Here is a 23152-nt window from a genome sequence, read left to right on the forward strand (position 1 = left end):
GCGGCTCATTGGGCCGCGGCGTTGCATCGCCGTCCATGCGGGGGGGAGCTGTGTGCGGCAAAATGGCGTCTGTTCCGCCGCCGCCCGTGACGCATGATCTATCTGCACCAGTTCGACCCCATCGCCTTCTCGATCGGCCCGGTCGACGTCCACTGGTACGGCATCGCCTATGCGCTGTCCTTCGCCGCGGCCTGGTTCCTCGGGCGCAGCAGGATTCTCTCCGGACGCCTGCCCGGCGTGAACCTGGAGCATTTCTCGGATCTGGCCTTCTACGCGATGCTGGGCGTGGTCCTGGGCGGCCGCATCGGCTACATCCTGTTCTATGACCTGCCGGTCTACCTGGACAGTCCGCTGAAGATCTTCAAGGTCTGGGAAGGCGGCATGAGCTTCCATGGCGGCCTGCTGGGCGTGCTGCTGGCCGCGTGGCTGTGGACGCGCAAGCATCGCCTGCATTTCTTCGACACGATGGATTTCGTGGCGCCGCTGGTGCCCGCCGGCCTCGGGCTGGGTCGGTTGGCCAACTTCATCAACGGCGAGCTGTGGGGCAAGTACACCGACGGCAGCTGGGGGGTGATCTTTCCGAGCACCGACCCGGCCATCTACGACCAGCACCTAACCCAGGCCCAGCTCCAGGCACAGTACGCCGCCGGCGCGCTCAACCAATACGCGCGGCACCCGTCGCAGCTGTATGAAGCGGCGCTGGAAGGCGTGCTGATGTTCCTGGTGCTGTGGGTGTTCTCCATGAAGCCGCGCCCGCGCTACGCGGTCTCGGGCCTGTTCGCGCTGCTGTACGGGTTGTCGCGCTTCGTGGTCGAGCTGGTGCGCGTGCCCGATGCGCAGCTGGGCTACCTGGCCTTCGGCTGGGTCACGATGGGGCAAGTGCTGAGCCTGCCGTTGATCGCGCTGGGCCTGTTCCTGCTGTGGCTTTCGCGCCGCGCACCCACCTTGCAGCCGGCGCCGCCGGCTGCCGCCACGCCGGCCGGAGCGCACTGATGCGCCAGTACCTGGAGTTGCTGCAGCACGTGCTTGAGCATGGTGCCGAGAAGTCCGACCGCACCGGCACCGGCACGCGCAGCGTGTTCGGCTGGCAGATGCGCTTCGACCTGAATGAAGGCTTCCCGCTGGTCACCACCAAGAAGCTGCACCTGCGCTCGATCATCCACGAGCTGCTGTGGTTCCTGCAGGGCGACACCAACATCGCCTACCTGAAGGACAACAAGGTCAGCATCTGGGACGAGTGGGCCGATGCGGACGGCAACCTCGGTCCGGTCTACGGCAAGCAATGGCGCAGCTGGGAGGGGGCCAACGGCCAGACCATCGATCAGATGCAGTGGCTGGTAGAGGAGATCAAGCGCAATCCCGATTCGCGCCGGCTGGTGATCAGCGCCTGGAACGTGGCCGAGTTGCCGCAGATGGCACTGATGCCGTGCCACAGCCTGTTCCAGTTCTACGTGGTCGACGGCAAGCTCAGCTGCCAGCTGTATCAGCGCAGCGGCGACATCTTCCTGGGCGTGCCGTTCAACATCGCCAGCTATGCGCTGCTGACCCACATGGTGGCGCAGGCCACCGGCTTGGGCGTAGGCGATTTCGTGCACACGCTGGGCGACGCGCATCTGTATTCGAATCATTTCGAACAGGCGCGCGAGCAGCTGAGCCGCACGCCGCGCGCGCTGCCCCGGCTGCATCTGAATCCGGAGGTGACCGACCTGTTCGGCTTCACTTTCGACGATATCGAGATCCTCGGCTACGACCCGCATCCGGCGATCAAGGCGCCGGTGGCGGTCTGAACCGACGCATGCGGATCTCGTTGATCGCCGCGCTGGACCGCCACCACGCCATCGGGCGCGACAACGACCTGCCGTGGCGGTTGCCTGACGATCTCAAACGCTTCAAGGCGCTGACCCTGGGCAAGCCGGTGCTGATGGGGCGCAAGACGGCGCAGTCGCTGGGCCGCGCGTTGCCGGGGCGCCTGAACCTGGTGCTGACGCGCAGTGGGCAAGTGCCGTTCGAAGGCATGGTGGCAGTCGACTCCGTTGCCTCCGCGCTGCGGCAAGCCGAGGCGGAAGGCGCCGAGGAACTGTGCGTGATCGGCGGTGGCGAGGTCTACGCGCTTGTCCTGCCGCAGGCCGACGTCCTGCACCTGACCCACGTGGAGACCGAGGTGGCCGGCGCCGACGCCTTTTTCCCGCGTTTCGATGCCGCGCAGTGGCAGGTGACCTCGCGTGAAGCGCATGCGGCCGATGCCAGGCATGCGTTCGCGTTTGAATTCGTGGACTACGCCAGAACGCGCTAAGCGCGGCGGGGAAGCGCGGCCGGCGCTTCGACATCGCGACCGGGCACCTGCACCAGGCGCAGTTCGTCGCTGTCCAGCTGCAGCGCGGTGAGCTTGCCGCCCCAGACCGCGCCGGTGTCGATGGCATGCACGCCAAAGCCGAGCATCAGGCCCAGCGTGGACCAGTGGCCGCAGACGATCTTGAGTTCACGTAGCTCCCGCCCGGGGACATCGAACCAGGGATACAGCCCCTGGGCCTGGGTCCCGGGCATGCCTTTTTCCTCCACGGCAATGCGGCCGCGTGGCGTGCAGTAGCGCATCCGGGTCAGCACGTTGATGATGGCGCGCCACCGGTCGGGTCCGGCCAGTCCGGTGGACCAGTTGGGTTTGTCGCCGTACATGCTGCGCATCAGCTTGCGGAAGCCTGGTCCGCGCAGCTGTTTTTCCACTTCGCGCGCATAGCCTTCGGCCGCGGTGCAGGTCCAGCGCGGCGCCATGCCGGCATGCAGCATCATCCAGCCCAGCTCGCGGTCGACGTGCACCAGTTCGCGGTGGCGCAGCCATTCGAGCAGCGTGTCGCGGTCGTGCGCCTGCACGACGCGGCCCAGGTCCGGATTGACCTTGCGCTGCTCTTCCTCGGTGCGCGTGCCGATCGCCAGCAGTGACAGGTCATGGTTGCCCAGCACCACCTCGGACGAGTCACGCAGCGAATACACCAGGCGCAAGGTCTCCAGCGACTGGCCGCCACGGTTGACCAGGTCGCCGCAAAACCACGCACGGTCGCGTGCGGGATCGAAGTTCAGTTTTTCCAGCAGCCGTGCGGTGGCGTCGTAACAGCCCTGCAGGTCGCCGATGGCCCAGACCGCCATGTCGTGCGTTCCGTCAGTGCAGGGTGCGGGGCACCGACAGCGCGAATGGCGCAATGGGTGCGTCGAAGTGCGTGCCGTCGTCGGCCACCATGTCGTAGCTGCCGCGCATGGTGCCGTGGTCGGTTTCCAGCACCGCGCCGGAGGTGTACTTGAACTGCTCGCCTGGCCGCAGCCGTGGCTGTTCGCCGACCACGCCTTCGCCATCGACCTGGTCGACCTTGCCGTTGGCGTCGGTGATCACCCAGTGGCGCGCCACCAGGCGCGCAGGCTTGCTGCCGCGGTTGCGGATCACGATGGTGTAGGCGAAGACGTACTGGCCGTTGTCCGGCTCGGACCGCTCCTCCAGGAAGCGGGTCGCCACGTCGACATCGATGGCGTATTCGGTGGTGCTCATGCCGACAGTGTATTTCAAACGATCAAGGCTGTTCGACTTGCGCGGCGTGGAGCTGGTTGGCCAGGGTGATGAAATCGGCTACGTCGACCTGTTCGGCGCGCATGTCCGGGCGGATGCCTGCCGCTTCGATGGCGGCGACATCGCATACGGTGGACAGGGCATTACGCAAGGTCTTGCGGCGCTGGCCGAAGGCGGCGCGAACCACGGTCGCCAGCCGCTCCGGCGCGCGCACCGTGATCCGGGCCGGATCCTTTGGAATCATGCGGACCACGGCCGAGTCGACCTTGGGCGGCGGACTGAAGGCCCCCGGCGGCACGACGAACAGCGGGACGATGTCGCAGTAGGCCTGCAGCATCACGCTCAGGCGTCCGTAGACCTTGCTGCCCGGGCCGGCGGCCATGCGGTCCACGACTTCCTTCTGCAGCATGAAGTGCATGTCGGCGATGGCCGCGGCGTGGTCCAGTGCATGGAACAGGATCGGCGAGGACAGGTTGTAGGGCAGGTTGCCGACCAGGCGCAGCTTGCGCCCTGCGGCCAGCTCGGTGAAGTCCACCGACAGCACGTCGCGATGGACGATGGTCAATGTGCCGATCTCCTGCGCCGCAGCGGTGAGCGGTGCAATCAGGTCGCGATCGAACTCGATGGCGGTCAGCGCGCCATGTCGGCGCAGGAGCGGAAAGGTGATCGCGCCCTGTCCCGGGCCGATCTCCACCAGCGTGTCGCCCGGCTTGGGGTCCACGGCGTGCACGATGCGGTCGATGTAATGGCGCTCGTGCAGGAAATGCTGGCCCAGCGCCTTTTTTGCCGGCAGCACGAAGCCGGGCCGGTCGGCGGAATGCGAAGAGGTCATGATTCAGAGTGTACGGCGCGCGGCCATGGCCGCGCAGGTACGCACGGCGGCAAACAGGCTGGAGGGGTCCGCGATGCCTTTCCCGGCCAGCGGCAGGGCGGTGCCGTGATCGACCGCCACGCGTGGGTAGGGCAGGCCCAGGGTCAGGTTCACGGCCTGCTCGAAGCCGCTGTACTTGAGGACGGGCAGCCCCTGGTCGTGGTACATCGCCAGCACCGCGTCGCATCCGCGCAGCTTGTCGGGCAGGAACGCGGTATCGGCTGGCAGCGGACCGATCAGGTCGTGTCCCTGCGCGCGCAGCCGCTCCATGACCGGGATGATCAGGTCCAGTTCCTCGCGCCCGAGATGTCCCTCCTCCCCGGCGTGGGGATTGAGGCCCAGCACGGCCAGGCGCGGGGCGGCGATACCGAAGTCACGGCGCAGGGCCATCATCGTGGTATCCACGGCGTGACGTAGCGCGGTCTCGGTGATCGCGTCGGGGACGGCGCGCAGCGGGAGATGGGTGGTGACCAGGGCCACGCGGACGATGTCGTTGGCGAGCATCATCACCACCTCGCACCCGGCGTGCCGGGCCAGCAGTTCGGTGGTGCCGGTATAGGCGATGCCGCCGTCGTTGATGATCGCCTTGTGCACCGGGCCGGTGACCACGCCGGCGAACCGGCCGCTCACGCAGCCATCTGCAGCGGCCGTGAGCGCGCCGATCACGGCGGCGGCATTCCGGGGCTCGGGAACACCAAAGCGGGATGGAACGGCGTTGGAGATCGAGATGAGCGGCAGATCGCCCGGCTTCTGCGGGACCTCGTCGGGTCCGAGCAGCTGAAGCGGCAGGTCAAGCGCCTGGGCAGCGGCACGCAGCGTGTCGCCATCGCCGAAGGTCACCAGCCGGCAGTCTTGCCGCAGGGTCTGGGCCAGGCGGATGCAAAGCTCTGGCCCGATCCCGGCCGGCTCGCCCGGCACCAGCGCGAGCGTGGGGATCATGTGTGTTTACGGCATCTGCGAGGATGCAGCCGAACCCGGCACCTCGCTGTCGCTGCTGCCGCCACGCTTCTTGCCGGCCTTGGCGGCTTCTTCGGCAGCGCCCGGAGCGCTCATCACGGTATCGGGCGTCGCGCTGTCGATCGCGGCATTGCCGGTGCGGAAGCTGACATAGGCCTCGCCACGCAGCTCGAGCAGGTAGCGGTTGTATTCCTCTTCCAGCTTGCGGCGGCCGATGGTGTCACGCACCTGCGCACGACGGTTCTTTTCGGTCACGTCGGACTGGCGCGTGCCTTCGCGCTGGACGATGTGCCAGCCGGCCTCGGTGCGGAAGGGCTGGCTGACCTGCCCATCCTGCAGCGAGGTCAGCTGCTGGCCGAAGTCCGGGCCGAACTGGTCGGCGGTGAACCAGCCCAACTCGCCGCCATCGTTGTTGGTGTTGGCGTCCTCGGAGGACTCCTTGGCCACCTCGGCGAAATCCGCGCCGCCGGTGATGCGGGCGCGCAGGGTGTCGATCTTGGCCTTGGCCGCGTTCGCATCCTGCAGTTCGGTGATGCGGACCAGGATGTGCCGGGCGTGGTACTCGGTGACCATCTGCGGCTGCGCCTGGGAGGCGTCGCGGGTCTCCACCAGCTTGAGCAACTGGAAGCCGGACGGACCGCGGATCGGGCCGACCACCTGGCCCGGTTGCATGCCCTTGAGCGTGTTGACGAAGGCGACCGGGATTTCATCCTGGCTGCGCCAGCCCAGGTCGCCGCCTTCCAGTGCGTTGGGGCTGTCGGAATAGCGCACGGCGGCGGCGGCGAAATCCATTTCGTTGCGATCGAGCAGGCCCTTGACGCCGTCCACCTTCTTCTGGGCGGTGGCGATCTGCTCGGCCGTGGCACCCTCGGGCAGGCCGATCAGGATGTGGGCCAGGTGATACTGCACGCCATTGGCCTGGGCCTTGAGCGCGGCGTCGACCTCGGCTTCGCTGACCCGGATGCGACTCTGGCCATAGCTCTGGCGCAGGCGCTGGACGGTGATCTCATCCTTCAGCGAGGCGCGGAATTCATCGAAGGACAGGCCGTCGGCGGCCAGGCGCTGGCGCAGGCCATCGACGGTGGTGCCGTTCTGCTGGGCGACCGCGCCGACGGCATTGTTGACTTCCTCGTCGCTGACGCGGATGCCGTTTTCCTGCGCGCGCTGGACCTGCAGCTTGACCAGGACCAGGCGCTCAAGCACCTGCCGGCGCAACACGTCCGGGGGCGGCAGCTGGCCGGGGTTGCTGGCGTACTGGGCGTTGACGTTGGCCACTGCGCGGTCCAGCTCGCTCTGCAGGACGACATCGTCGTTGACCACGGCGGCGATGCCATCCAACGGCTGGGCCTGCTGGGCGTGCAGGGGGGCGGCAATGACGGATGCGGCCAGCAGGCCGGCGGCGAAGAGGGTTCGAATGGTCATGGAAGTCTTCAGAACGGATCGGTGCCGGCGTCGTCGCTGTCGTCGAGGTCCGGTGCGGCGACGCTGGGGGGAACCAGATAGAGGTCGTCGCGGTAGTAGCCGAGAATACCACGGCGCAGGGTCTTGTCCGTGTTCTGGCCCAGCGAGGCCAGGCCCTTGAGGATGAAGTCCAGCTGGATCTGGTTGTCCTGTTCACCCTCGCGATTGCGCACGTAGTGACGGCCGACCAGACGTACCGCCAGGCAGCAGCTGTCCCACTGCACGCCGGCGATGGCTTCCAGGGTCTTGCGATCCTGAAACGAGTAGTAATACCGGCCCACCACGCTCCAGACCGGGTTGATCGGATACAGGAACGAGAAGTCCGCCTGCTTGAGTACGTCACGGCGATACCGGTAGGACAGGTTGATCACGCCATCGCCGCCGATCAGGTAGCGCGAGCGGAAGCTGATCAGGTCGGCGCGGCTGTTCTTGGCGTCGTACTGGTAGGAGGCACCCAGGGTCCAGCGATCGGTCGGCATGTAGTTCGAGTCGGCGATCCAGGCCGATTTCCCCTTCTCGATGGGGTCCGAGTTGTTGTCCAGGACGACTTGGGAGTCCTCGAAATACAGGATTTGGCCCAGGCTGATGTTGAATTTCTCCAGGCCGTCGGTCTGGCGGATCGAACGGCTGGTCAAGGCCAGCGTCAGCTGGTTGGCATCGGTCTGGCGGTCGGCCCCCGAGAAGCGGTTGTCGCGGAACAACTGGCCCCAGCTGTAGGTCATGTCGCGGGTGTCGAACAATGGCAGGTTGCTCTGATCGCGATAGGGGACATTGAGGTAGTACAGGCGCGGCTCGAGCGTCTGCAGATAAGGCGTATCGCCCCACTGCGCATCGCGATCGAAGAACAGTCCCGCATCCAGGGTCGTGATTGGCGTCGAGCGGGTTGGCGTCCTGTCGCCGCCAAGCTGGTCGGCCAGGCCTTGGTCCAGATCATAGGCGGTGTAGCGATACGCAAGGCCCGGCTCGACGAACCAGGACGCACCGCGAAGGGGGAGCGAGACGTAGGGCTTCAGGTCAAGGCGGCTACCGCCATCCTTTTCGCTGTGTTCGAAACGGGTCGCGTTGGACTTCAGGCCAACGGTGAACCAGTCAGAGATCGGGCGCTCATAGTTGAAGAACAGTCGCGGGAGACTGTCATATGGCAAGTTGGCCTTGTTGATGGTGTAGTCGGCCGACTGATAGAGCTCGGTTTCCGCGCCCGCGCTCCAGTACTGCGAACGCCCGTAGATACCTGCGGTGCTGGTCAGGATCGAGGTGGCGTAGCCCGAGCCATTGGAAATGCCGCCGTTGTCTTCCAGGTAACGGGAGTCGCTGATCCACGAAAGATCGGCGCGTGCCTGCCAGGTGCTGTCGAGATCGTGATGGCCCCGGAAGCGCAGGAAGCCGCGGTTCTTGTCCCGGAGGGGGTCGCCATAGATGTCTTCGTCACCGCTGCCTGGCAGCGCGTTGGCGTACTCGTCCGCACGACGATCCACCAGATCGTCCTTGGGCATCCAGGCGCCTTCCAGCTTGCCTTCGCCACCGTGATAGAGGTAGCGGAACTCGCCGCCCAGCACGATCCCGCGATCGCTCATGTAGCGCGGATACAACGTGGCATCGTAGTTGGGCGCCAGGTTGAGGTAGATCGGCTGCTCGTAGTCGAAACCGTTCTTGCCCGACAGGCCGATCTTGGGGTACAGCAGGCCGGTCTGGCGACGGTCATCGATCGGGAACTTGAACCACGGGGCGTACAGGATCGGGATCTTGCCCAGGCGCACGACGGCGTGGTGCGCCGTGGCGAAGCCTTCGTCGGTATTGACGTCGATTTCCTTGGCACGCAGGTACCAGCGCTGCCAGGCCGGTTCCTGCGGATCGCAGGTGGTGTAGGTCGAGCCCAGCAGCTCTCCTTCTGGGCCGGCCATGTGGATGCGCGAGGCCTCGCCGTTGCCGCGGCGGGCCATCAGCTGGTACTGGACGTCCTCGACGGTATGGGTGTCCTGTTCCTGGTTGCCGCTGGCGCGCTTGGCGACCATGCGGATCCCCGAGTCCTGGTAACGGACATTGCCGTCGGCGGTGTAGGTGCCGGCTTCCTGGTTGAGGAACAGGTTATCGGCGTTGAGGTACTGGTCGCCGCGGCGCAGCACCACGTTGCCCTGATAGTTGGCCGCGCTCGGGTCGCCAGCCAGGGTATCGCCGGTGATGTCGGTGGGCAGGAGCTGGCTCTGCGCGCGCTGCGAGGCCTGATCCTTGGGCGCCACGGCGGCCGGTGCCCCTTCGAAGGCCGGGATCGGGTCCGTGACCGGACACAGCGCATAGCTGACAGGCTTTTCGTCGGCGGCCATGGCCGGCAAGGCCAGGGCAATGCTGAACGGGATGGGCAGCAGGCGGAAAGCTCGACGCACGCGTGGTGGAATCCGGACGAAAAACGGCCGTTAGCTTGCCGTATCGGTGTGCAGGGGGCAATGAAGACGCCGTCACGACGTCGGGCTCGGGTTCATCCGCCCCCGGTGGCGGCTCAGCGCAGGGCGGCCACATGGGCGCTGCTGCACTCGCGCAGCGCTTCCAGGTCGTAGCCGCCCTCGAGCATCGAAACGATCCGCCCGCTGGCGTGGCGCTCGGCGATCGCGCGCAGGCGTCCGGTGATCCAGGCGAAATCCTCGGTCTCCAGCATCAGGTCGGCCAGCGGGTCGCGCATATGGGCGTCGAAGCCGGCCGAGATCATCAGCAGCTGGGGGCGGAAGGCCTCGATCGCGGGCAGCATCTGGTCCTCCCACAGGTTGCGGAACACGAAGCTGCCGCTGCCCGGTGGCAGCAGGGCGTTGATCACATTGCCAACGCCACGTTCGGAAGGGGCGCCGCTGTACGGGTACAAGCCCGATTCGTGGCTGCTGAAGTAGGCCACGCGCGGATCCTCGAAGAAGATCGCCTGGGTGCCGTTGCCGTGATGGACATCGAAGTCGACCACCGCCACGCGCTCGAGCCGATGCTGGGCGCAGGCATAGGCCGCGCCGATGGCGATGTTGTTGAGCAGGCAGAAGCCCATCGCCGAGCTCGCCGTGGCGTGGTGTCCCGGTGGGCGGACCGCGCAGAAGGCGATCGGATCGGTCCCGTCCATGACTGCATCCACCGCGGCCACCGCCGCGCCGGCGGCGCGCAGGGCGGCCGCGCGCGATTGCGGGCAGATCACCGTGTCCGGGTCGAGCATGCGAAAGCCGGAGAAGTCCTGTTGCATGACCGCATCGACATGCTCCTGGCTGTGCACCCGGCGCAGGTCGCCGAGTTTGGCGGCAGGCGCTTCGCGCCAGTCCAGGTCGCCATGCTCCCGCCGCAGGGTCTCCAGGACCACTTCCAGGCGCGCCGGACGCTCGGGGTGTTCCGGACCGGGATCGTGGGCCAGGCAGGCGGGGTGGGTGAGGATGATCACGGCGCAGGCGTGCGGCGCTGGTGGTTCCAGAGGACTTCACCGGCGCCGTCGGCCCGGGCCAGGACGCGGGCCAGGACGAACAGCAGGTCCGAGAGCCGGTTGAGGTAATGCACCGCCTCGGCGCGGACCGGCTCCTGACGCCCCAGGGCGACGGTTTCGCGCTCGGCACGGCGCACGATGGTGCGGGCCAGGTGGCAGCGCGCGGACGCTTCGCCACCGGCTGGCAGGATGAAGTCCTTCAGCGGCGGCAGCGTCTCGTTGTACTGGTCCAGGCTGCGCTCCAGCGCGTCCACGTCCTGCGCGGTGATCGCCGCATGCCCGGGGATGCACAGCTCCCCGCCCAGGTCGAACAGCTGGTGCTGCACCATGGTCAGCAGGTCGCGGATGTCCGCCGCGATGCCTGGGACGGCCAGCAACACGCCCAGCGCGGAGTTGGCTTCGTCCACCGTCCCGTAGGCATTGACCCGCAACGAGTCCTTGCCGGTGCGGCTGCCGTCCCCGAGCCCGGTGCTGCCATCGTCACCGGTCCGAGTATAGATGCGCGAGAGTCGATGGCCCATGCCGGTCGGGCCGGCCTCAGCCGGCGTTGCGGCTGCGCGGCGTGGCCAGACGCACGACCTGCTGCACACCGACGTGCACGATCACGCCCAGGCCCACGTAGATCGCGGTGCTGCGCAGGAAGGGCAGGAACCAGTCGCTGTAGTTCTTCCACCAGCCCGCGACGGTCGGCTGCACGACGCTGTCGCTGATCCAGTAGAAGCTGCCCTGGCTGATCAGGTGGCACACGGCCACCGAGACGAGCAGGCTCGCGCAGGCGGTCGCCAGGGTGCGGTTGTCGGACTGGGTCAGCGACAGTCGCGCGGTCAGGCTGCCGCCCAGCCACAGGGCCAGATAGGCCGGTACCAGGCACCAGTAGGCGGCCGAGACGCAGTAGTGCGCCCAGAAGTCCATTCCCTGCCCGGTGATCACCGCATAGTCCACGCCCACGGCCAGGGCCATGAAGACCGGGAAGGCCCAGCGCGACCAACTGCGCAAGTAGAAGCCGCCCATGAAGAACACCGCCCAGGAGGCATCCGGCGTGGGCCCGAGGTGGGTCAGCAGTGCCGGCAGGTGCGAGCGGGTGGCGACCATCAAGACGGCCAACAGGATCAGGATCGCGGCGCGCGGGCCGGCATGTGCGGGAACGTGGCGGGTCATGGGGGCAAAAGCGCTCTGCGGAATTCAGCGACGATTCTAACTTGCGGGCAGGCCGATGGGCGCGCAGGCCGTTCATCGCTGGTATCCAGCCGCCCGGTGGACCAGGTCATGCGGTGCGCTGCGCCAGCGAGCGCGCCCTCCAGGTTGATCCGGGCGGCGTGACGATCAAGAGGTCCAGGCGGCCGTGAACCAGCACGCCGGCAGTGAAAGGGCCGCCGAACACGGCCAGGCGCGCGCAGCGCCGGTGAGTCGGCGCCGTATCATGTCGCCCATGAGTGCACGACATGATGTGGTGATCATCGGCGGCGGCCTGGTCGGGGCGAGTCTGGCCATCGCCCTGGACCGCCTGGGGCGCGAGGTCGCCTTGGTCGAGGCGACGCCGGCCGGCGAGATGCCGGCGGTGTTCGACGAGCGCAACCTGAGCTTCGCCGCGGCCACGGTCAACGCGCTGAGCGCACTGGGCGTGATGCAACGGCTGCAGACCCCGCCGGGGCCGATCCGCCGGATCCATGTCAGCCGCGCCGGGGATTTCGGCCGGGTGGTGCTGGACGCGGCCGACTACGGGCGCGAGGTCTTCGGCCAGGTCGTGGTGGCGCGCGATTTCGGCGCCGCGCTGGAGTCGGCCCTGGGCGACTGCCGGCATCTCACGCGCTACCGGCCGGCCAGGTTCCTGGGCCTGGCCAGCGCGGCGGGCGGTGTACGCGGGCTGCACGTGGCCACCGATGCGGGCGAGATCGAGCTGGAAACCCCGCTGCTGGTCGGCGCCGATGGCAGCCACAGCAGTGTGCGCGGGGCGCTGGGAATCCAGGCCGACGTGCACGACTACCGGCAACGCCTGTTCGTGGCCCGGGTGCGGACCACGCGCGCGCCGGACGGCACGGCCTGGGAGCGCTTTGGTAACGACGGGCCCACCGCGCTGCTGCCGCGCGGCGATCGCCATCACGGCTTCATCCATGGTGTGCCGGAAGACCAGGCCGACGCGGTGGCCGCGCTCGACGAGGCCGGCTGGCTGGCGCGTGCGCAGGCGGCCTTCGGCTGGCGGGCCGGGCGTTTCGTCGCCAGCGGACCGCGCAGCGCCTATCCCATCGTCAAGGTGCTGGCCCAGCGCGTCACCGCGCCACGCGCCGTGCTGCTGGGCAATGCCGCCCAGTCGATCCATCCGCTGGGCGCGCAGGGCTTCAACCTGGGCCTGCGCGATGCGCTGACCCTGGCCGAATTGGTGGCCGAGGCTGAAGATCCCGGTACCGACACGCTGCTGGACACCTACGCGCGCCGTCGCCAGCCCGACCGCGAGCGCACGCTGCGTTTCTCCGATGGCCTGGCGCGGCTGACCAGCAACGACGCGCCGCTGCTGCGCCCACTGCGCAGCGCCGGCCTGCTGGCGGCGGGGAATCTGGCCGCCGTGCAGTCGATGCTGGTGGGCGGGGCGATGGGCTTTGCCGGTGACGTCCCGGCGCTGTGCCGCGAGGACGCCGCATGAGCCGGCGCGGGCGCAGTGACGTGGTGGTAGTCGGTGGCGGTGTGGTCGGCGCGGCCTGTGCGCTGGCGCTGGCCGCGCAGGATCTGGACGTGACGCTGGTGGAAGGCCAGGCGCCGACGCCGTGGTCGGCCACCGTGCCCGACCTGCGCGTCTACGCCTTCGCACCGGACAACGCCGCGCTGCTGGAGCGGCTCGGCGTCTGGGCCCAGGTCCGCGACACCCGGGCGCAGCCTTACCGGCGCATGCGGGTGTGGGATGCCGCCGGCGGTGGCGAGCTGACCTTCGACGCCGACCGCCTGGGCCGGCGCCAGCTGGGCTGGCTGGTCGAACATGCCCTGCTGGCCGATCGGCTGTGGGCCGCGCTACCGGCCGCGGGGGTGCAGGTGCGCTGTCCGGCGCGGGTCGAGGCGATGGACCAGGATGCCGACAGCGTGCGCCTGCGCCTGGACGATGGCATGCGGCTGGAAGCACGCCTGGCGGTCGCCGCCGACGGCGCCGCCTCGACCCTGCGCGCGCTGGCTGGCCTGCCCACGCAGGGGCACGACTATCGCCAGCGCGGCGTGGTCGGCTACCTGCGCTCGGAGCGTCCACACGAGGCCACCGCCTGGCAGCGCTTTCTGCCGACCGGGCCGTTGGCGGTGCTGCCGTTCACGGAGGGACGCAGCTCCATTGTCTGGACCCTGCCGCAGGCCGAGGCGGCCCGCGTGCTGGCGCTGGACGACGCGACGTTCTCACGCGAGCTGACCCGCGCGTTCGGCGGCCGGCTGGGGGAATTGACCATCGATTCGCCACGGGCGGCCTTCCCGCTGCGCCTGCAACTGGCCCGGCAGTACGTGGAAGGCCGCGTGCTGGTGGTTGGCGATGCCGCGCACGCCGTGCATCCGCTGGCCGGGCAGGGCGTGAACCTGGGCCTGCGCGATGTGGCCGGCCTGATGGAACTGGTCGCCGCGGCGCGCGCGCGCCGGGCCCCGTGGGACACCCCGCACCGGCTGGCGCGCTGGGCGCGGACCCGGCGCAGCGAGAACACCGTCGCCGCCTACACCTTCGATGGCATCAACCGACTGTTCTCCAACGACGAACTGCACACCACCCTGGCCCGAGGCCCGTTGCTTGGCCTGGCTGGCCGGATGCCGCCGCTGACCGACCTGCTGTGGCGGCGCGCGGCCGGGCTGTAGCGGGCGTCCATTCCGGCTGACGTGAGGGCGCGGATGCGGCGCCACGTCAGCCCACATTGGTACCGACGGATCCTCTTGCTGAGCCAGGGCCTTGGTGCGCGCGCCGACGGCGAGCGCGTGAAACGTCAGCAAGTGCGGCATCGTGGCTGACCGTTTCCGGAGGGGCGGGCGCTGCCGCTGGATGTCCCGCTCCATCGTGATCGGCGGTCTTGCGTTTCGCACGGTATTGACCGACGCCGCGCGAGCATCGGCCATCACATTGCTGCAGGAGATCAGCCATGGTCAGTCCGACTCAGCAGCCGCCTTGGCGCCAAGCCGCCCCGGCCATGGCAAGGCTGCGCGTCCGGCTTGGCACCGCACACAAGGTCCCGGTGCGCAATCGGGCCGGAGTTGTCGGCCACCATGCTTCCCAGCTGGCCGACAGGTTGGCGATCGCACGCCAGACCAGACTGAAGGACAGGCCCGCATGAGCTGGCTCGGGTTGGTGATGGTGCTGGTCTTCGGCTACCTGGCCTTCAAGGTCGCCGCCGTCCTGCTCAAGGGGCTGTTCTGGGTGCTGGTGATCGTCGGCCTCTACTGGTTCGCTTCGGCGTTGCTGGGCCTGCCCTGGATTTTCTGAACGGTGTCATCGGCATGCAGCGCCTGCGTCACCGGGCTTGAACGAAAGGCTGCGCATGATGCGCACACGTCCACTCCCGCCGGGTCTGGAGCCATTCTCCCGACTGGCCCGTGTGGACGACCAATCCGGCGCCTGATTCGTCTCTTTCAGGCGCCTAGCAGCCAGGCCGTCGCGCCCTTCGCGGCGCGGCGGCCCGATGCGAAACACGCCGTCAGCAGATAGCCTCCGGTCGGCGCCTCCCAGTCCAGCATCTCGCCCGCGCAGAACACGCCCGGCACGGTGTTGAGCATGCCCTGCGCATCGATGCCCTCCAGGCACACACCACCGGCGCTGCTGATCGCCTCGGCCACGGGGCGTGGACGCTGTAGGGTCAGCGGCAGGCGATGAATGGCCTGGGCGAGGGCATCCTCGTCGTTGCGCGCCGCACCGCTGACGGTCTCGAATACCAGTGCCGCCTTGGCGCCGTCGATGCCGGCGGCCCGTCGCAGGTGTTCGCCGACGGAGCGGCCCTTGCGCGGGCGCGCCAGGTCGGCCCGCAGGCGCGCCAGTTCGCGGCCCGGGGCCAGGTCCAGATGCACCGTGGCCTGGCCGTCGCGGGCGATGGCCTCGCGCAGGTCCGGGGCGATGGCGTAGATCAGGCTGCCCTCGATGCCGGTCTGGGTCAGGACGCACTCACCCTGCAGCGCATGGGCATTGCCTTCGGCGTCATGCCAATGCGCGACCACGGCCTTGAGCGGGGCGCCGGCGTGCCGGGCCATGTGCGGGCTGAAGGCGATGTCGAAACCGCAGTTGGCCGGCTTCAACGGGCTCACCGCCACCCCGCGTGCGGTCAGCCACGGCTGCCAGGCGCCGTCCGAGCCCAGCTGCGGCCAGCTGGCACCGCCCAGCGCCAGGACGGTGGCCCCGGGACGCACGCGCAGGTGCCCATCCGGCGTGTCGAAACCCAGCGCCCCATCGGTGTCCCAACCGGTCCAGCGGTGGTGCACGTGGAAGCGCACGCCTTGTTCCTTGAGCCGGCGCACCCAGCCACGCAGCAGCGGGGCGGCCTTCAGGTCGGTGGGGAACACGCGTCCGGAGCTGCCGACGAAGGTTTCCACGCCCAGCCCGCGTGCCCAGCCGCGCAGCGCGTCGGCATCGAAGTCGTCCAGCCAGTCGCCCACCTGCGCGGCGCGCTCGCGGTAGCGGGCGTCAAAGCCAGGCCGCGGCTCGGAGTGGGTCAGGTTCATCCCCCCCTTGCCGGCGATCAGGAACTTGCGACCGACCGAACCCTTGGCTTCGTAGAGATCGACCTCAAGGCCGGCGGCGCGGGCGGTCTCGGCGGCCATCAGGCCGGCCGGGCCGCCGCCGACGACGGCCACGCTTGGAGTGGGAACAGGGGCTGCACACATCGCGCCATTATGCGGCGCGCGCGCATGACCGATGGCAGGGCCGGGTGCGGCCCGCGCGCGGGTATGGTGCAGGGCTGTCTTCCATTGCAAACGGGGAATCTTCGATGCGTGTGATGCCGTCTCTGGCCGGGGCGATGCTGTCGGCCTGCCTGCTTGCGCCCGTGGCCCATGCCCAGCAACCTGCGGCGCTGCCGCCGCAACTGCAGGGCTTCGATGCCTACGTGGACCGCACGCGCAGCCAGTTCGACGTGCCCGGCATCGCGGTGGCCATCGTCAAGGACGGCCAGGTGGTGCTGGAACGCGGCTACGGCTTGCGGGAGCTGGGCAAGCCGGACAAGGTCGATGCGCGCACGCTGTTCGCCATCGCCTCCAACACCAAGGCCTTCACCTCGGCCTCGATCGCCATGCTGGCCGACGAGGGCAAGCTGCGCCTGGATGACCGGGTGATCGACCACCTGCCGTGGTTCCGCATGTCCGATCCGTACATCACCCATGAGATGCGCATCCGCGACCTGCTGGCCCATCGCAGCGGCCTGTCGTTGGGTGCCGGCGACCTGCTGTACTGGCCGACCACCACCTACACCAACAAGGAAGTGGCCGAGCGCCTGGCCAATGTGCCGATCAAGGGCGGCTTCCGCTACCAGTACGCCTACGACAACATCCTGTTCGGCGTGGCCCAGCTGGTGATCGAGCAGGCGTCGGGGATGCCGTACAAGCAGTTCCTCCAGCAGAACTTCTTCAAGCCGCTGGGCATGGACGACACGGTCTACAACAGCGATGACCTCAAGTCCGGCGACGACGTGGCCACCGGCCATTCCAAGGCCGATTTCAAGGACCTGCGGCCGGCCCCGCGCATGACCTGGTCGAACGTCGGCGGTGCCGGCGGCATCTATTCCAGCGTGCACGACCTGTCCAAGTGGGTGCGGGCGCAGCTGGATGGCGGGGTGATCTCGGGCGAGGGCGACTCTGCCAAGCGCTTGTTCAGCGCCAAGCGCCAGGCCGACATGTGGACCATGCTCACGCCGATTCCGGTGTCCGATCCGTCGGTGCCTGAACTGGCGGCGGTCAAGCCCAATTACTTCGGGTACGGCGAAGGCTGGATGCTGTCGGACTACCGCGGCCACAAGCTGGTCTGGCACACCGGCGGTTGGCCGGGGATGGTTTCGCGCATCACCCTGGTGCCGGAGGAGAAGCTGGGCATCATCGTGCTGACCAACCAGGAGGTCGGCGCGGCGTTCAACGCGGTGACCATGCGCGCGCTGGATGCCTACCTGGGCGCGCCCGAGACCGACTGGGTCGCCGCCTACGCCAAGGCCGTGGCCAAGTCCCAGGGCGACGCCGATGCCAGCTGGAAGAAGCATGTGGCCGAGCGCGATGCCAGTGCCAAGCCCGCGTTGCCGCTGTCCGACTACGCCCAGACCTATCGCGACGCCTGGTATGGCGACATCGTGGTCAGCCAGGAACACGGCAAGCTGGTGATCCGTTTCTCCAAGACCCCGCAGCTGGTCGGTGACCTGACCCCGTGGCAGCACGACACCTTCGTGGTCCGCTGGCGCGAGCGCTGGCTCAACGCCGATGCCTTCCTGACCTTCAACCTGGATGCCGACGGCCACATCGTCGATGCCGGGATCAAGCCGATCTCGCCGCTGACCGACTTCAGCTTCGACTTCCAGGATCTGGTGCTCAAGCCGGTGAAACAGGACTGAGCCAGGCACCGTCCCGCTCGGACACGCGGGACAGCGTCGCCTCGCACGAGACGTGTGCCGCCGGTGCGGGGCGGCGCGCCGCGCTTACTGGGGCTTGACCTGCAGCAGGTCGATATCGAACACCAGCGAGGCGCCGGGTGGGATCACCCCACCGGCGCCTTCGTCGCCGTAGGCCAGGTCCGGTGGAATCATCAGGGTGCGGCGGCCGCCGACCTTCATCCCGACCACGCCCTGGTCCCAGCCCTTGATGACCGTGCCGCCGCCGAGCTGAAAGGTAAAGGGCGCACCGCGATCGACCGAACTGTCGAACTTCGGGCCGTGCTTGTCCGGCTTGGTGTCGTCGTAGATCCATCCGGTGTAATGCACGCTGACCTGATCGCCGGCTTTCGCCGTCGCGCCCTGGCCAGCGGTCACGTCGGTCATCTGCAGCGCGTTCACGCCTCCATGCAGCTCGACAGGCTGGCGGGGCGGGGCGCAGGCAGCCAGTGCAAGCGCCAGCACGAAGGGAGTCCACAGGCGCATCGCGCGCTCCTTTGTCTGGAATAACGGCGCGACACGTTAGCAGGGCCGCGGCGCCCGCGCCCGGTCCTGGCACGGATGTCATGACGTGAGAGCGACCAAGTTTCGCGGCGGGCTCATCGCGCCCCCGGCGCATCCGGCAAACGCGCAGCAGCTATCCTGTCGCGATGGCCAAGCTGCTGCTCAACCTGCGCAATGTCCCCGACGACGAAGCCGACGAAGTCCGTGCTTGGCTGAAGCAGGCGCGCATCGCCTTCTACGAGACCAAGCCCAGTCCCTGGGGCGTCAGCCACGGGGGGATCTGGTTGGAACAGGACGATGACCTGCCGCAGGCCAGGGCCTTGATGGCCGACTACCAGCATGCGCGCGGCGCGCGGGCCCGCGCCGACGCCGAGCAGGCCCGGCGCGAAGGGCGCGCGGAGACCTTCGCCGGGCTGCTGCGCCACCGGCCGCTGTACGTGCTGGGGCTGCTGCTGGCCATCGTGGTGATCCTGGGCGTCACCCTGGCCTTGCCTTGGTGGCTGCTGGGCTAGGGCCCGTCCGGCGGCTCAGCCAGCCTCGCGCGGCGCGGCGAACAGCGCCAGCAATCCGTCCAGGTAACCCTGCCATCCGGCGTGCACACGCGCCTGTCGATCATCCGATGGCGTGGCCACGGTCTGAGTCACGGTGAGCGTGCAGACCTGCGGTGCCTGCGCCATGAACGCCAGCACGACCTGCGCGCTGCTTGCCTGGGGAGGGGCGTCCTCGCTCCAGCGCATCACGATCCGGTGCGGACGCTCGAGCCTGTCGAACACCGCGTGCTGCGCATGGGTCCGCTCGCCGCGCCGGATTCGCAGCACCATCGCGCCGCCCACGCGAGGATCGATGTCCAGGCCGAGCAGCTCACCGCCCACCGTGGCCGGGTCGAACATCCACATGCCGAGCGTGCGGGGCGTCAGCCAGGCGTCGTACAGGCGCTCGCAGGCGACCGCATAGCGCTGCTGGAGCTGGATGGCCTGAGTCGGGGCGGGGGACGCGCGGTCGATCACGGGAGCGGCGGTGAAGGTTGAGCACCCCATTGTCCAGCATCCAGCCCCAGCGGCGCCGGCTAAAATGGCGGCATGATCCTCAATATCGCCGCTTACCACTTCGTCCGCATCGATGCGCCGCGCGCCCTGGCCGACGCGCTCTATGCGCGCGCCGATGCCGCCGGCCTGCGCGGCACGATCCTGGTCGCACCTGAAGGTTTGAACCTGTTTCTGGCAGGGGCGCCGGACGCGCTTGTCGGCTTTCTGGACACGCTGCGCGAAGACGCCCGCTTTGCCGGGCTGCAGGTCAAGGAAAGCCACAGCGAGGCGATGCCGTTCGGCCGCCTCAAGGCCAAGGTCAAGGCGGAGATCATCACCTTCCGTCATGCGGGCACCGCACCGCTGGACCGGCCTCGCGCGCCCGCCGTGGCTCCGCGCGATCTCGCACGCTGGCTGGATCAGGGGCATGACGATGCCGGCCGGCCGGTGGTCCTGCTGGATACCCGCAACGAAGAGGAAGTCGGCCACGGCAGCTTCGCCGGTGCATTGACCTTGCCGATCACCGACTTCACCCAACTGCCCGATGCCCTGGCGCCGCACCGGCCGGCACTGGCCGAAGCGACGGTGGTGAGCTTCTGCACCGGTGGCGTGCGCTGCGAGAAGGCTGCGCTGTGGATGCACGACACCGGCATGGACAACGTGCTGCAGCTCGAAGGCGGGATCCTGGGCTATTTCGAACACGTCGGCGGCCGCCACTACGACGGCGCGTGCTTCGTGTTCGACGACCGGGTGGCGCTGCGACCGGACCTGTCGCCGATCGCCGCTTCGGCGCAGGACTGAGGATCAGGGAGACCGCAGGACGCGGTCGCGGCCTTCGCGCTTGGCCCGCAGCAGGGCGTGGTCGGCCCGGCGCATCGCATCCTCCAACGACTCGATGGTGCGCACCTGGCACAGCCCGGCGCTGACGGTCAGCGGGCAAGCGCCCGGCATGGCGCGCACGGCATCGCACAGGGCCTTCACCATCTCCAGCGCCGCGGCCTCGGGCGCGCCGGGCATGAGCAGGACGAATTCCTCGCCTCCGAGCCGGGCGATCACGTCCTGGCGGCGCGCGTGACGCCGCATCACCCCGGCCACGGCGCGTAGGGCCGCATCGCCGGCGGCGTGTCCATGTTCGTCGTTGACCCGCTTGAAATGGTCCAGGTCCAGGTAGGCCAGCGACATCGGACGGCGCGCATTGCGTGTCGCCTGGAACACCGTGCCGGCATGCATGAACCAGCCCTCGCGGTTGTACAGCCCGGTCAGGACATCGCGCTCCACCCGCAGTTCCAGCGCCCTGCGCAGTTCGTGCAGGTCCACGGCGATCTGCAGCCGGGCATGGCGCATATACAACCCCGCCATGATGCCGAGCGCGATCACGGCCAGCGTCGTCCACCACTCGGCCAGCGCGGCCTGGCGCCAGGCCAATAGCGCCACCATGGGCAGGACCAGGCCCAACGACATGCCCAGCGTATCGCGCAGGCGGATGGTCAGCGGCAGGCTCTGCATGGCGACGAGCATCGCCACGACGTGCACCAGGCTCAGGCGCGCCGGCTCGGTCTGCACGCTCAAGGCCAAGGCCATGTTGATCAGCGCCACGCCGGCGATGGCCATCCACGCGCTCCCGCCCGGGCTCACCCAGTGACGGCGGATGGACTGACCCAGCGCGGCGATCACCAGCGACAATGCCAGCCGCACGGGCATCTGGCGCCAGGCGGTCGGATTGTCCAGCAGGATCTCGCGCACGCCGGCGATCAGGAACAGCAGCGGGGCGAACAGGAACAGGACCACGACATAGTGACGCGACTGCTCGCGCTGCTGCGCGATCAGCGCCTCGCGCTCTTCCCACGCCAGCTCGTCCAGCCGGCCGTTCAACCACCCCATCTCGCACTGCCCCTGTTCCAACCTGTCGACAATAGCCAAAAATCCCGCTCACCGGGCGAATGCCTGCGGCCGCTATGATCCCGGCGACGTGCACTGCCAAGGCCGCGACATGATCACCGTTCACCATCTCAACAACTCGCGCTCCCAGCGCGTGCTGTGGCTGCTCGAGGAGCTTGGACTGGACTACACGGTGGTCCGTTACCAGCGCGATCCGCGCACCATGCTGGCGCCGCCGGAGCTCAAGCAGATCCATCCGCTGGGCAAGTCCCCGGTCGTGCAGGACGACGCCCGGCTGCTGGCCGAGTCCGGCGCCATCATCGAATACCTGGTCGACACCTACGACGCGCAGCGTGCGCTCGCGCCCTCGCCGGGGACCGATGAACACCTGCGCTATCGCTACTGGCTGCACTATGCGGAGGGCTCGCTGATGCCGCCGTTGCTGGTGACCCTGGTGTTCAACCGCATCCGCAGTGCGCCGATGCCGTTCTTCGTCAAGCCCATTGCCCGGGCCATCGCCGACAAGGGGCTGGCCGGCTTCGCGCGGCCGCAGGTGCGGCTGCACCTGGATTACCTGGAAGCCGAGCTGCGGCAGCGGCCGTGGTTCGTCGGCGAGGATTTCTCGGCGGCCGACATCGCCCTGAGCTTCCCGCTGGAGGCGGCGCAGGCTAGGTACGGCTTCGAGGACTACCCGCTGCTGGCCCGATTCATCGAGCGCATCCATGCGCGCCCGGCCTATCAGCGTGCGCTGGCCCAGGGCGGTCCCTACGACCTGCTGAGCTGAATACAGCGTCGCATCGGCGGGGGTGGAAGCAGGCGGCCTGCGGCCTCATGTTGATGGCATGACGACGTCCATTCCCTCGATTCCCTATTCCGTGCTGGACCTGGCCCCGGTCTGTGAAGGCAGCACGCCGGCCCAGGCCTTCGCCAATTCCCTGGACCTGGCCCGCAATGCCGAGGCCCTGGGCTACACCCGCTACTGGCTGGCCGAACACCACAACATGCCCGGCATCGCCAGCGCGGCCACGGCCGTGCTGATCGGTCACGTGGCCGGCGGCACCTCGACCATCCGGGTCGGGTCGGGCGGGGTGATGCTGCCCAACCACGCGCCGCTGCAGGTGGCCGAGCAGTTCGGCACGCTGGCCTCGCTGTATCCGGGGCGCATCGACCTGGGGCTGGGGCGGGCGCCGGGCACCGACCAGCCCACCGCCCGGGCGCTGCGTCGCTACTTCGACAGTGCCGACCAGTTCCCGGCCGATGTGACCGAGCTGCTGCGCTATTTCGCTCCGGCCCAGCCCGGGCAACTGGTGCAGGCGGTGCCTGGCGCCGGGATCGAGGTGCCGGTGTGGCTGCTGGGGTCCAGCCTGTTCAGCGCTACCCTGGCCGCGCAGCTGGGGCTGCCGTTCGCCTTTGCCTCGCACTTCGCCCCCGATGCGATGGATCAGGCGCTGGCGGTGTACCACCGCGATTTCCGGCCTTCGCGCCATCTGCAGCAGCCCTACGCGATCCTCGGCCTGAATGTGATTGCCGCGGAGACCGATGCGCAGGCCAGGCGCCTGTTCACCACCGCGCAGCAGGCCTTCGTGAACCTGCGCCGTGGCGCGCCCGGCAAGATTCCCGCCCCGATCGACGATATCGAGGCCTACTGGCAGCCCCACGAAAAAGCCGGCGTCGAGCGCGCGCTGGCCTGCAGTGTGGTCGGCTCGCCGCAGACCGTGCGCGAGGGGCTGGCGGCCTTCATCGACCGCCACCGCCCGGACGAGATCATGATTGCGGCCAATATCTACGACCACGCCGCGCGGGTGAATTCTTACCGGATCGCGGCCGAGGCGTTGGCGCCGGCCCAGGCCGCCTGAACGGCGTGCCCGGGCCGAGCGGGGCGCGAGGGGTTACCCTAGT

At 68.6% G+C, this 23152-nt stretch carries 24 protein-coding genes; 11 read left to right on the top strand and 13 right to left on the bottom strand.

Annotated features, from left to right (window positions below; translation table 11 throughout):
• Positions 1–93: 93 nt before the first annotated feature.
• The 3 genes from lgt to PJ250_RS13255 are packed head-to-tail and all read left to right on the top strand — an operon-like array spanning position 94 to position 2293.
• A complete protein-coding gene (gene lgt, locus PJ250_RS13245; RefSeq protein ID WP_271645055.1) occupies positions 94–993 on the top strand; it encodes a prolipoprotein diacylglyceryl transferase in 900 nt (299 codons plus the stop codon).
• Positions 993–1787, top strand: coding sequence for a thymidylate synthase (locus PJ250_RS13250; protein ID WP_271645056.1), 795 nt, complete (start codon positions 993–995; stop codon positions 1785–1787). Before lgt ends, PJ250_RS13250 begins: the two co-directional genes overlap by 1 nt.
• Before the next feature lie 8 nt (positions 1788–1795).
• Positions 1796–2293, top strand: a complete 498-nt coding sequence (locus tag PJ250_RS13255; RefSeq protein ID WP_271645057.1) for a dihydrofolate reductase — start codon at positions 1796–1798, stop codon at positions 2291–2293.
• On the opposite strand, the gene PJ250_RS13260 is transcribed toward PJ250_RS13255, so the two are convergent.
• The 9 genes from PJ250_RS13260 to PJ250_RS13300 all read right to left on the bottom strand — a co-directional run bounded on the left by PJ250_RS13260 (position 2290) and on the right by PJ250_RS13300 (position 11442).
• Positions 2290–3141: a symmetrical bis(5'-nucleosyl)-tetraphosphatase gene (locus PJ250_RS13260; RefSeq protein WP_271645058.1), complete on the bottom strand. Its 852-nt coding sequence runs from the start codon at positions 3139–3141 to the stop codon at positions 2290–2292. The two genes, PJ250_RS13255 and PJ250_RS13260, sit on opposite strands and share 4 nt — an antisense overlap.
• A gap of 13 nt (positions 3142–3154) precedes the next feature.
• Complete coding sequence (gene apaG, locus PJ250_RS13265; RefSeq protein WP_271645060.1) at positions 3155–3535, bottom strand: Co2+/Mg2+ efflux facilitator ApaG/CorD; 381 nt, start codon at positions 3533–3535, stop codon at positions 3155–3157.
• A gap of 22 nt (positions 3536–3557) precedes the next feature.
• Positions 3558–4385 (bottom strand): 16S rRNA (adenine(1518)-N(6)/adenine(1519)-N(6))-dimethyltransferase RsmA, encoded by an 828-nt coding sequence (rsmA, locus tag PJ250_RS13270; protein WP_271645061.1) that lies wholly within the window; start codon positions 4383–4385, stop codon positions 3558–3560.
• Positions 4386–4388: 3 nt separating this feature from the next.
• Positions 4389–5363 carry a 4-hydroxythreonine-4-phosphate dehydrogenase PdxA gene (pdxA, locus tag PJ250_RS13275; protein ID WP_271645062.1) on the bottom strand — a complete coding sequence of 325 codons (975 nt, stop codon included), beginning with the start codon at positions 5361–5363 and terminating at the stop codon, positions 4389–4391.
• A gap of 6 nt (positions 5364–5369) precedes the next feature.
• Positions 5370–6803 (bottom strand): peptidylprolyl isomerase, encoded by a 1434-nt coding sequence (locus PJ250_RS13280; protein ID WP_271645063.1) that lies wholly within the window; start codon positions 6801–6803, stop codon positions 5370–5372.
• A gap of 8 nt (positions 6804–6811) precedes the next feature.
• Positions 6812–9235 (bottom strand): LPS assembly protein LptD, encoded by a 2424-nt coding sequence (gene lptD, locus PJ250_RS13285; protein WP_271648639.1) that lies wholly within the window; start codon positions 9233–9235, stop codon positions 6812–6814.
• A 101-nt stretch (positions 9236–9336) separates the two neighbouring features.
• Positions 9337–10245 carry a histone deacetylase family protein gene (locus tag PJ250_RS13290; protein ID WP_271645064.1) on the bottom strand — a complete coding sequence of 303 codons (909 nt, stop codon included), beginning with the start codon at positions 10243–10245 and terminating at the stop codon, positions 9337–9339.
• Positions 10242–10805, bottom strand: coding sequence for a cob(I)yrinic acid a,c-diamide adenosyltransferase (locus PJ250_RS13295; RefSeq protein ID WP_271645065.1), 564 nt, complete (start codon positions 10803–10805; stop codon positions 10242–10244). Before PJ250_RS13295 ends, PJ250_RS13290 begins: the two co-directional genes overlap by 4 nt.
• A 16-nt stretch (positions 10806–10821) precedes the next feature.
• Positions 10822–11442 (bottom strand): hypothetical protein, encoded by a 621-nt coding sequence (locus tag PJ250_RS13300; protein WP_271645066.1) that lies wholly within the window; start codon positions 11440–11442, stop codon positions 10822–10824.
• A gap of 271 nt (positions 11443–11713) precedes the next feature.
• On the opposite strand from PJ250_RS13300, the gene ubiH reads away from it, so the two are divergent.
• The 3 genes from ubiH (at position 11714) to PJ250_RS13315 (ending at position 14716) form a co-directional block, all read left to right on the top strand.
• Positions 11714–12922, top strand: a complete 1209-nt coding sequence (ubiH, locus tag PJ250_RS13305) for a 2-octaprenyl-6-methoxyphenyl hydroxylase (protein WP_271645067.1) — start codon at positions 11714–11716, stop codon at positions 12920–12922.
• Positions 12919–14097, top strand: coding sequence for a UbiH/UbiF family hydroxylase (locus PJ250_RS13310; RefSeq protein WP_271645068.1), 1179 nt, complete (start codon positions 12919–12921; stop codon positions 14095–14097). Before ubiH ends, PJ250_RS13310 begins: the two co-directional genes overlap by 4 nt.
• Before the next feature lie 466 nt (positions 14098–14563).
• The gene (locus tag PJ250_RS13315) at positions 14564–14716 is read left to right on the top strand and encodes a hypothetical protein (protein WP_271645069.1); all 153 of its coding nucleotides are present in this window, start codon (positions 14564–14566) and stop codon (positions 14714–14716) included.
• Positions 14717–14862: 146 nt separating this feature from the next.
• On the opposite strand, the gene PJ250_RS13320 is transcribed toward PJ250_RS13315, so the two are convergent.
• Positions 14863–16104 carry a TIGR03862 family flavoprotein gene (locus PJ250_RS13320; protein ID WP_271645070.1) on the bottom strand — a complete coding sequence of 414 codons (1242 nt, stop codon included), beginning with the start codon at positions 16102–16104 and terminating at the stop codon, positions 14863–14865.
• Positions 16105–16238: 134 nt separating this feature from the next.
• On the opposite strand from PJ250_RS13320, the gene PJ250_RS13325 reads away from it, so the two are divergent.
• On the top strand, positions 16239–17810 hold the full coding sequence (locus PJ250_RS13325; RefSeq protein ID WP_271648640.1) for a serine hydrolase: 1572 nt from the start codon (positions 16239–16241) through the stop codon (positions 17808–17810).
• An 84-nt stretch (positions 17811–17894) separates the two neighbouring features.
• Here PJ250_RS13325 and PJ250_RS13330 read toward each other — a convergent pair whose 3' ends face one another.
• Positions 17895–18233, bottom strand: coding sequence for an FKBP-type peptidyl-prolyl cis-trans isomerase (locus PJ250_RS13330; protein ID WP_271648641.1), 339 nt, complete (start codon positions 18231–18233; stop codon positions 17895–17897).
• Positions 18234–18496: 263 nt separating this feature from the next.
• Here PJ250_RS13330 and PJ250_RS13335 point away from each other — a divergent pair, with 263 nt between their 5' ends.
• Positions 18497–18862 carry a DUF6164 family protein gene (locus PJ250_RS13335; protein WP_271645071.1) on the top strand — a complete coding sequence of 122 codons (366 nt, stop codon included), beginning with the start codon at positions 18497–18499 and terminating at the stop codon, positions 18860–18862.
• 15 nt (positions 18863–18877) lie between these two features.
• Here the strand turns inward: PJ250_RS13335 and PJ250_RS13340 are convergent, their stop codons facing one another.
• Positions 18878–19387, bottom strand: a complete 510-nt coding sequence (locus PJ250_RS13340; protein WP_271645072.1) for an SRPBCC family protein — start codon at positions 19385–19387, stop codon at positions 18878–18880.
• Positions 19388–19429: 42 nt separating this feature from the next.
• Here PJ250_RS13340 and PJ250_RS13345 point away from each other — a divergent pair, with 42 nt between their 5' ends.
• The gene (locus tag PJ250_RS13345; RefSeq protein WP_271645073.1) at positions 19430–20176 is read left to right on the top strand and encodes a sulfurtransferase; all 747 of its coding nucleotides are present in this window, start codon (positions 19430–19432) and stop codon (positions 20174–20176) included.
• Between the two features lie 3 nt (positions 20177–20179).
• On the opposite strand, the gene PJ250_RS13350 is transcribed toward PJ250_RS13345, so the two are convergent.
• Positions 20180–21256: a GGDEF domain-containing protein gene (locus PJ250_RS13350; protein ID WP_271645074.1), complete on the bottom strand. Its 1077-nt coding sequence runs from the start codon at positions 21254–21256 to the stop codon at positions 20180–20182.
• 109 nt (positions 21257–21365) lie between these two features.
• Here PJ250_RS13350 and PJ250_RS13355 point away from each other — a divergent pair, with 109 nt between their 5' ends.
• Positions 21366–22037: a glutathione S-transferase family protein gene (locus PJ250_RS13355; protein ID WP_271645075.1), complete on the top strand. Its 672-nt coding sequence runs from the start codon at positions 21366–21368 to the stop codon at positions 22035–22037.
• Between the two features lie 58 nt (positions 22038–22095).
• The gene (locus tag PJ250_RS13360; protein ID WP_271645076.1) at positions 22096–23109 is read left to right on the top strand and encodes an LLM class flavin-dependent oxidoreductase; all 1014 of its coding nucleotides are present in this window, start codon (positions 22096–22098) and stop codon (positions 23107–23109) included.
• Positions 23110–23152: the final 43 nt, after the last annotated feature.

This window comes from Pseudoxanthomonas sp. JBR18, from assembly GCF_028198165.1.
GTDB lineage: Bacteria > Pseudomonadota > Gammaproteobacteria > Xanthomonadales > Xanthomonadaceae > Pseudoxanthomonas_A.

Excerpts from the sequence above, each read along its gene's own strand:
- rsmA (WP_271645061.1), bottom strand. The coding sequence starts at position 4,385 with ATGACCTCTTCGCATTCCGCCGACCGGCCCGGCTTCGTGCTGCCGGCA.
- PJ250_RS13340 (WP_271645072.1), bottom strand. The coding sequence starts at position 19,387 with ATGGGGTGCTCAACCTTCACCGCCGCTCCCGTGATCGACCGCGCGTCC.
- PJ250_RS13330 (WP_271648641.1), bottom strand. The coding sequence starts at position 18,233 with ATGACCGACGTGACCGCTGGCCAGGGCGCGACGGCGAAAGCCGGCGAT.
- lgt (WP_271645055.1), top strand. The coding sequence starts at position 94 with ATGATCTATCTGCACCAGTTCGACCCCATCGCCTTCTCGATCGGCCCG.
- PJ250_RS13250 (WP_271645056.1), top strand. The coding sequence starts at position 993 with ATGCGCCAGTACCTGGAGTTGCTGCAGCACGTGCTTGAGCATGGTGCC.
- PJ250_RS13260 (WP_271645058.1), bottom strand. The coding sequence starts at position 3,141 with ATGGCGGTCTGGGCCATCGGCGACCTGCAGGGCTGTTACGACGCCACC.
- apaG (WP_271645060.1), bottom strand. The coding sequence starts at position 3,535 with ATGAGCACCACCGAATACGCCATCGATGTCGACGTGGCGACCCGCTTC.
- PJ250_RS13280 (WP_271645063.1), bottom strand. The coding sequence starts at position 6,803 with ATGACCATTCGAACCCTCTTCGCCGCCGGCCTGCTGGCCGCATCCGTC.
- PJ250_RS13355 (WP_271645075.1), top strand. The coding sequence starts at position 21,366 with ATGATCACCGTTCACCATCTCAACAACTCGCGCTCCCAGCGCGTGCTG.
- PJ250_RS13295 (WP_271645065.1), bottom strand. The coding sequence starts at position 10,805 with ATGGGCCATCGACTCTCGCGCATCTATACTCGGACCGGTGACGATGGC.
- PJ250_RS13255 (WP_271645057.1), top strand. The coding sequence starts at position 1,796 with ATGCGGATCTCGTTGATCGCCGCGCTGGACCGCCACCACGCCATCGGG.
- pdxA (WP_271645062.1), bottom strand. The coding sequence starts at position 5,363 with ATGATCCCCACGCTCGCGCTGGTGCCGGGCGAGCCGGCCGGGATCGGG.
- PJ250_RS13310 (WP_271645068.1), top strand. The coding sequence starts at position 12,919 with ATGAGCCGGCGCGGGCGCAGTGACGTGGTGGTAGTCGGTGGCGGTGTG.
- PJ250_RS13350 (WP_271645074.1), bottom strand. The coding sequence starts at position 21,256 with ATGGGGTGGTTGAACGGCCGGCTGGACGAGCTGGCGTGGGAAGAGCGC.
- PJ250_RS13320 (WP_271645070.1), bottom strand. The coding sequence starts at position 16,104 with ATGTGTGCAGCCCCTGTTCCCACTCCAAGCGTGGCCGTCGTCGGCGGC.
- PJ250_RS13335 (WP_271645071.1), top strand. The coding sequence starts at position 18,497 with ATGGCCAAGCTGCTGCTCAACCTGCGCAATGTCCCCGACGACGAAGCC.
- ubiH (WP_271645067.1), top strand. The coding sequence starts at position 11,714 with ATGAGTGCACGACATGATGTGGTGATCATCGGCGGCGGCCTGGTCGGG.
- PJ250_RS13300 (WP_271645066.1), bottom strand. The coding sequence starts at position 11,442 with ATGACCCGCCACGTTCCCGCACATGCCGGCCCGCGCGCCGCGATCCTG.
- PJ250_RS13315 (WP_271645069.1), top strand. The coding sequence starts at position 14,564 with ATGAGCTGGCTCGGGTTGGTGATGGTGCTGGTCTTCGGCTACCTGGCC.
- PJ250_RS13325 (WP_271648640.1), top strand. The coding sequence starts at position 16,239 with ATGCTGTCGGCCTGCCTGCTTGCGCCCGTGGCCCATGCCCAGCAACCT.
- PJ250_RS13360 (WP_271645076.1), top strand. The coding sequence starts at position 22,096 with ATGACGACGTCCATTCCCTCGATTCCCTATTCCGTGCTGGACCTGGCC.
- PJ250_RS13345 (WP_271645073.1), top strand. The coding sequence starts at position 19,430 with ATGATCCTCAATATCGCCGCTTACCACTTCGTCCGCATCGATGCGCCG.